General features: G+C 72.9%; 7 protein-coding genes and 1 pseudogene. 5 read left to right on the plus strand and 3 right to left on the minus strand.

Features of this window, described 5'->3' with window-relative positions; all coding sequences use genetic code 11:
• A pseudogene (locus DT057_RS33730) lies at positions 1-311 on the plus strand (type 1 glutamine amidotransferase); the annotation flags it as partial.
• 102 nt (positions 312-413) lie between these two features.
• Here DT057_RS33730 and DT057_RS33735 read toward each other — a convergent pair.
• Positions 414-1628: a CoA transferase gene (locus DT057_RS33735; RefSeq protein ID WP_128566371.1), complete on the minus strand. Its 1215-nt coding sequence runs from the start codon at positions 1626-1628 to the stop codon at positions 414-416.
• Positions 1629-1943: 315 nt separating this feature from the next.
• Between DT057_RS33735 and DT057_RS33740 the strand changes: the two genes are divergently transcribed.
• Positions 1944-2450, plus strand: a complete 507-nt coding sequence (locus tag DT057_RS33740; protein ID WP_128566372.1) for a hypothetical protein — start codon at positions 1944-1946, stop codon at positions 2448-2450.
• Positions 2451-2516: 66 nt separating this feature from the next.
• Here DT057_RS33740 and DT057_RS33745 read toward each other — a convergent pair whose 3' ends face one another.
• Positions 2517-3107 carry a PAS domain-containing protein gene (locus DT057_RS33745; RefSeq protein WP_162501600.1) on the minus strand — a complete coding sequence of 197 codons (591 nt, stop codon included), beginning with the start codon at positions 3105-3107 and terminating at the stop codon, positions 2517-2519.
• Positions 3108-3578: 471 nt separating this feature from the next.
• Between DT057_RS33745 and DT057_RS33750 the strand changes: the two genes are divergently transcribed.
• Positions 3579-3824, plus strand: coding sequence for a DUF6894 family protein (locus DT057_RS33750; protein WP_128566374.1), 246 nt, complete (start codon positions 3579-3581; stop codon positions 3822-3824).
• 254 nt (positions 3825-4078) lie between these two features.
• On the opposite strand, the gene DT057_RS33755 is transcribed toward DT057_RS33750, so the two are convergent.
• Complete coding sequence (locus tag DT057_RS33755) at positions 4079-4690, minus strand: hypothetical protein (protein ID WP_128566375.1); 612 nt, start codon at positions 4688-4690, stop codon at positions 4079-4081.
• Positions 4691-4949: 259 nt separating this feature from the next.
• Here DT057_RS33755 and DT057_RS37350 point away from each other — a divergent pair, with 259 nt between their 5' ends.
• Together DT057_RS37350 and DT057_RS33760 are read left to right on the plus strand one after the other, a co-directional pair.
• A complete protein-coding gene (locus DT057_RS37350) occupies positions 4950-5075 on the plus strand; it encodes a hypothetical protein (RefSeq protein ID WP_269152967.1) in 126 nt (41 codons plus the stop codon).
• A 93-nt stretch (positions 5076-5168) separates the two neighbouring features.
• Entirely contained in the window at positions 5169-5564 is a 396-nt protein-coding gene (locus DT057_RS33760) for a DUF1801 domain-containing protein (RefSeq protein ID WP_238312894.1), read from the plus strand.
• Positions 5565-5756 lie beyond the last annotated feature (192 nt).

Genomic DNA, 5756 nt, shown 5'->3' on the forward strand with positions numbered 1-5756 from the left:
AGATCCGCTTCGACGGCGGCGTGTTCTGGGGCGTCCAGTACCATCCCGAGCTCGCCCTCGACGAGGTCTCCGGGGCCTTGCGCCGGCAAGCCGGCGGCCTGGTCGCGGCGGGGCTCGCCGGGAGCCAGGACGAGGTGGACGCCTACGCGGATCAGGTCGAGGCCCTGCATCGGGCGCCCGGCCGGCGCGACCTGGCCTGGCGGCTCGGCCTCGACGAGCAGGTCACCGACGCCGCCACGCGGCGGACGGAGCTGCGGAACTTCATCGAGGCCCTGGGCGGGCCGCGGGGCGCCGCGCCGCGCAGACCCTGAGGCTGCGCCGCGCAGACCCTGAGGCGGCGCGAGGCGCCCGTATCGGCAGCGATCGCCCTTCCGGGACATGCGCCGATCCCTCTCGCCGGCGGCGCCCTCGGGTCAGCGCGGCCCGGCCACGACCCCGTCGTCGTGCAGGCGCGCCACGTCCCCGTCGCTGTAGCCGATCTCCGCCAGGATCTCGTCGGTGTTCTCCCCCAGGCTCGGCGCCCGCCGCGGGGTGACGCGCTCCACGTCCGAGAACACGATGGGGTTGCCGGGGGTCAGGTACGTCCCGATCCCCGGATGCTCGAGGTGCGCGAACATCGGGTTGTCGGTGGAGCAGTCCGGGTCCTCCTCGACCACCTGGCGGAAGGAGCGGTAGCGGGACCAGGTGACGCTCCTCGCCTGGAAGTCGCCCGCGAACTCGTCCGGGCGCCGGGCGGAGAAGAAGGGCGCCAGCACCGCCGTGATGGCGTGGCGGTGGCGGTAGCGCTCGCCCTCCTGCCGGAGGTCGGCGCCGAGCCGCGCCGCGAGGGCGTCCATCGCGGCCCCGGTGGCGGTGGCCGCCTGGAGGTTGTCCCACTGGCGCGGGGTCAGGGCCACCACGATCACGCGCTCGCCGTCCCGGCAGGTGAAGTCCTGCGCGTAGGCGCCGTAGAGCGCGTTGCCGACCTTGGGCCGGTCGACGTCGTTCACCGTGACCTCGCCGATGATGCCGAGGTTGCCCAGCATGGCGAGGGCCGTGTCCTTGAGCGCGAGCTCGACCACCTGGCCGCGGCCGGTCAGGCGGCGGTGGCGCTCGGCCGCCAGGATGCCGAGGGCCGCCTGCTGGCCGGTGATGCAGTCCCAGGCCGGCAGCACGTGCCCCACCGGCTCGGACGTGCCCTCCGGCCCGGTGGCGCCGGGAAAGCCGACCGCGGGGTTGACCGTGTAATCCACCTGCGGCCCGCCGTGGCGGTCGCCGGTGACCGACATCATGATCAGGTCCTCCCGGTGCTTCCGGAGCGCGTCGTAGTCCATCCAGCCGCGCACGCGCAGGTTGGTGAGGAAGATGCCCTTGCCCTCGCCGGGCTGGCAGATGAGGCGGGTCACCACCTCCTGGCCGCGGGGCGTGGACATGTCGACCGCGAGGCTGCGCTTGCCCTTGTTCAGCCCCGCCCAGAACAGGCTGCGGCCCTGGTCGGTCACCGGCCAGCGCGCGTGGTCGAGGCCGCCACGGATGCGGTCAAACCGGATCACGTCCGCCCCCATCTGCGCGAGCGTCATGCCGGCCAGGGGGGCGGCGACGAAGGCCGAGCCCTCGACGATGCGCAACCCCGCCAAGATCTTGACCATTGCCGCCCTCCCCCCGCGCGTCGCCGTGTCCGGACGGGGCGGACCGGCGCATCCCGGTCGCCGCCGGGTGTCCGGGGGGAGCGGGGATGCATCGCGCGGCCGCCCGGACCGTCCGGGTCTCCGGATCCAGGACCGCCCCCAGATGTGGACGAGATCCGCGCCCCGCTCAACTGCCGCGAGGCGGCTGCGGTCCCGGGCCGGAGCCGCGCGGGCCGCCGCTGCCGCGTCGGCCCAGGCGCGGGCGATCCGCCTATCTCGATCCCGGCGACGGCCCTATATTGCGGGTTCGCCGACCCGGACGATGGTTCCGAACCCTTGCGACGCCTCCTGAAATTCCTGCACACGATGGGGACCATCGGGCTCATGGGGGCGATGGCCTCCCTGCTCGTCCTCCTGGGGGTCGCCCCGCCGCCGGCCTCCCTGGCCGGCTACGCCCTGATGCGCGGCGCGATGAGCGCCGTGGCCACCTGGGTGTTCCTCCCCTCGCTCGCGCTGACGCTGTTTGCCGGCCTGCTGGCGGTCGCGCTCACCCGCGCGTTCCACAACGCCGGCTGGGCCTGGCTGAAGCTCGTCACCGGCATCCTCATGTTCGAGGGCGGCCTGGTCTACGTGCAGGGGCCGATGCAGCAGGAGGCGGAGCGCAGCGCCGCGGCGCTGGCCGGCCGGCTCGACCCCGCGACCCTCGCCGCATCGCTCGCTGCCGAGCGGGGTACGCTGTGGGTGCTGCTCGCGGTCTCGACGGCGAACGTCGTGCTCGGCATCTGGCGGCCGCGGCTCACGCGGTCCCGCGCCCCGGCCCTCGTCCCCCCGGCGCCTCCGTGACGGCCCCGGGGCCGGTCCGCGCCACGGCGCGGGGCCCGATCCCGGCCGGGCCGGCGCGGCGGAGCGTCAGCACAGGCGGCGGCGCTCGGCCCGGGCCCGCCGGCCGAGCACCCGGCCGAGTTCCATGAGCAGCATGTCGGCGAGCTTCAGCAGGAACGGCTGGTGCGTCTCGCCGATCGCCTGGCGGGCCGCGATGCAGAGGTCCGCGGCGCGCTCGAGCGGGTGGTCCGCCGCGGGCGGGGCCACGGCGACGTAGGGCGTCAGGCCGCGATCCTGCTCGGTGAGGTCGATGCTGACGCCCGTGACCCGGACGGGGCGGCCGGCCGGGTCGTGGTAGCAGCGCCCCAGGGCGGCCACGTGCCGGATCGAGCCGTCGCGCGCCCGCGTCCTGTACTCGGCGACGTAGGGTCCCGGCACGCTCAGGGCCCGAGCGACATGCCGACGGACGTACTCGCGGTCGTCGGGATGCACACCCGAAATGATGTCCCGGCTGGTATATCCCGCATCCAGTCGATCGGGATCGAGCCCGTACATCTCAGCCACGAGATCGTCGACCCGGAATATATCCGTTTCGAGCTCGCGCTGCCACGTCCCGATCTTGTTCAGGGGGCACGAAAAGCTCAGAAGAGTTGGGCGCGCACCCGGGAACTGCATCATGCCTCGCTCCTCCCTGATCGTCTTATCGATCACAGGTGGCAAGCTCACCATCTGTGCGGCAGCCGTACGAAGTCAGTGGCACGGGATCGCGTCGTCGGGGAAGACGTCGCCCAGCACTCACCGGCGCGATAAGCTAACCTAGGTTGTTGACGGTGTGATACACGTTTCCGATGCGACCGCAAGGCACAGTCGTTATCGTGCACAACTAAGACGTGCAACGTCCGTTCCGGACCCGGGACGGCCCGGGACCGCGAGGAGCGGACGCGACCTGCCGGGCGGCGGCCCGGCGCGCCTCGCCCGCTCCCCCGTGCGGCATCGCGGCAGACCGGGTCCGCGCGGGCGTTTCGTCAACACAGGTTATGGCGTCGCGCGGGTCGCTCGGTCCAGGAGTGAACCATCGCTGGCGTCGAGCCCTGGCAGCCGGTGCCTGAGAGAGGCGTGTGCTCCCGCCTGTCCCCTGCGGAGAACCATGTGCCACGCTACTTCTTCGACATCCATGACGGCAGCGAGCAGTTCGACGCCGAGGGGGTCGAGTGCGCGACCATCGAGGCCGCCTGCAAGCAGGCCAAGCAGGTCCTGCCCGAGATCGCCCTGCACGAGTTGTCGGCGGACGGCGACCGCAAGGCCTACACGGTGCTGGTCAGGGACGAGCAGGACAGCCCGATCTACTCCGCGACCCTGACCTTCGTCGGACTGGTCCTGAAGCGGCACGCCTGACCCGGGAAGCCCCGGGCCCGCGAGGCCGGTGTCGATCCGCGCAGGAACGGGAGGCTGCCATGGCTCCGGCATCCAACCACTCCATCGCGGTCCCGATCCGGAAGCTTGAGAGCACCGCTCGGCTGTCCGCCGAGGAGCGGCGGGCGATCGAGGACTCGCCGGGTTCGCGCTCAGGCCCATGATGGCGCGCCAGGATCCTCGCGCGCCCCCGCGACGACGATGCCGGGCGGGTCGGGGCCGGAGCGGCGCCCGGCCTACTTGCCCTGCGGGCGCGGCGAGAAGCGCTGGGGAGTTCCGTCCCACGGCAGGAACTTGGCGGTCGACTGCCAGCCGCCTTCCGGGGTCGGCTGCTGATCCGCGCTCTCGAAGATCTGGGTGATCTCCGCCGCCACCACCACGACCCCGAGCGTGTCGGCCACCTTCTGGCAGAACACGACGCCCGATATGCCGCCTTCGGTTTCCCTGGAGGCGGCCTCGCAGACCCACAATTCCGCCGAGGCACCTTTGGCGAACAGGCCGCGCAGCTTGCCCAGTCCGCTCGCGTTGGAGATCGAGATCGGCGTCGCTCCCATGATCACGCCCATGAAGATGCGCGCGTTGCCGGCCTCGTTCGCGACCGGCACGACCCGCCCGTGGCCCAGGATGATCAGGCGGCCGAGCTGTCCCATGTCCTTCGCCGCCTTGGCGATGTCGGCGAAGTAGGCGTCGGGTGCCGCCGCTTCCTTGATCGGCAGAAGCTTGTAGGGCTCGGGATACTTGTTGTCGCGCAGCTCGGCCTCGCTCGGGGAGTTGCGGATCGCGGCGCCGGTCTGCGTCTTCGCACGCGGAAAGGCTTCGTCGTAGACAAGCAGCGTACCCGCACCCATGTCGACCTCCCCACCCGATTGCCTGTTCTGACCGAAGACCGGTTCGATCCGAACAGATCGCGATGTATTGTACCGATCATCGATGCGCGGGACGGTGCCACGGCGCACACCGGGCGGCCGGCGATCGTGGCCCGCGCCCGTTCCGGCGCGATGCCGGGCATAAACGCTTCGTTTACCATGCCGGTGTGGAATCCGGTTCATGGCGAACCGATCAGACCTCCCCCTCCCCTCCACGGCCCACTCCCCCCGGGAGGCGCCCGTGCTCCCTGCGGACCTGAAGGCGTGGCGCACCGCCCTGCAACGGCAACGGATCTCGTTCGACCGCTGGGAGCGCCGCCTGAGCGCCCGGGGGCTGGTCGACCCGAGACCCCTGGGCCGGCAGTGACCGGCGTCACCCGCGCGACCCCGCCGCGCGACCCCGCCGGATCACGCCGCGCGGGCGGCAGGGGCGGCACCCCGCATGACCGAGGCCCGGACCATGACCGAGATGGAGAGCGCCGCCCCGCCGCGCGACGCGGCGCGCGGCGATTGGCGGGGTGAGGTGCTCGTCCGGGTCCGGACCTGGATCGGGCAAGCCGACCCGGAGGTCGCCGAGACCGTGAAGTGGCGAAAGCCGTCGAACGCCATGGCGGGGGTGCCGGTCTGGGAGCGCGCGGGCATCCTCTGCACGGGCGAGACCTACCGCACTTGCGTGAAGCTGACCTTCGCGAAGGGCGCCGCGCTCCCGGATCCTGCGGGCCTCTTCAACGCCGGCCTCGCGGGGGGCACCCGGCGCGCCATCGACATCCGCGAGGGCGAGGCGGTCGACGAGGACGCCTTCAAGGCGCTCGTCCGCGCCGCCGTGGCGCTCAACCTCTCCCGAGGGCGGGGCTGACGCGGGCCGTCCGGGACCCGCACGCGGACCCGGCGTGCGCCGGCGCCGGACAGGGCCCGCGCCGCGGGCCGTTCCTGCCCCGGGCATCGCCGAAGGGGGCCGCCGGCGGGCGCGGCGCCCTACCTTCGCTCGCCTGCGCTGGCAGGAGAGCGGCGGGCCGCCCGCGACCCCGCCGGCGCGCCGGGGCGCGCC

Origin of the sequence: Methylobacterium crusticola (assembly GCF_003574465.1) — a bacterium.
Classification (GTDB): domain Bacteria; phylum Pseudomonadota; class Alphaproteobacteria; order Rhizobiales; family Beijerinckiaceae; genus Methylobacterium; species Methylobacterium crusticola.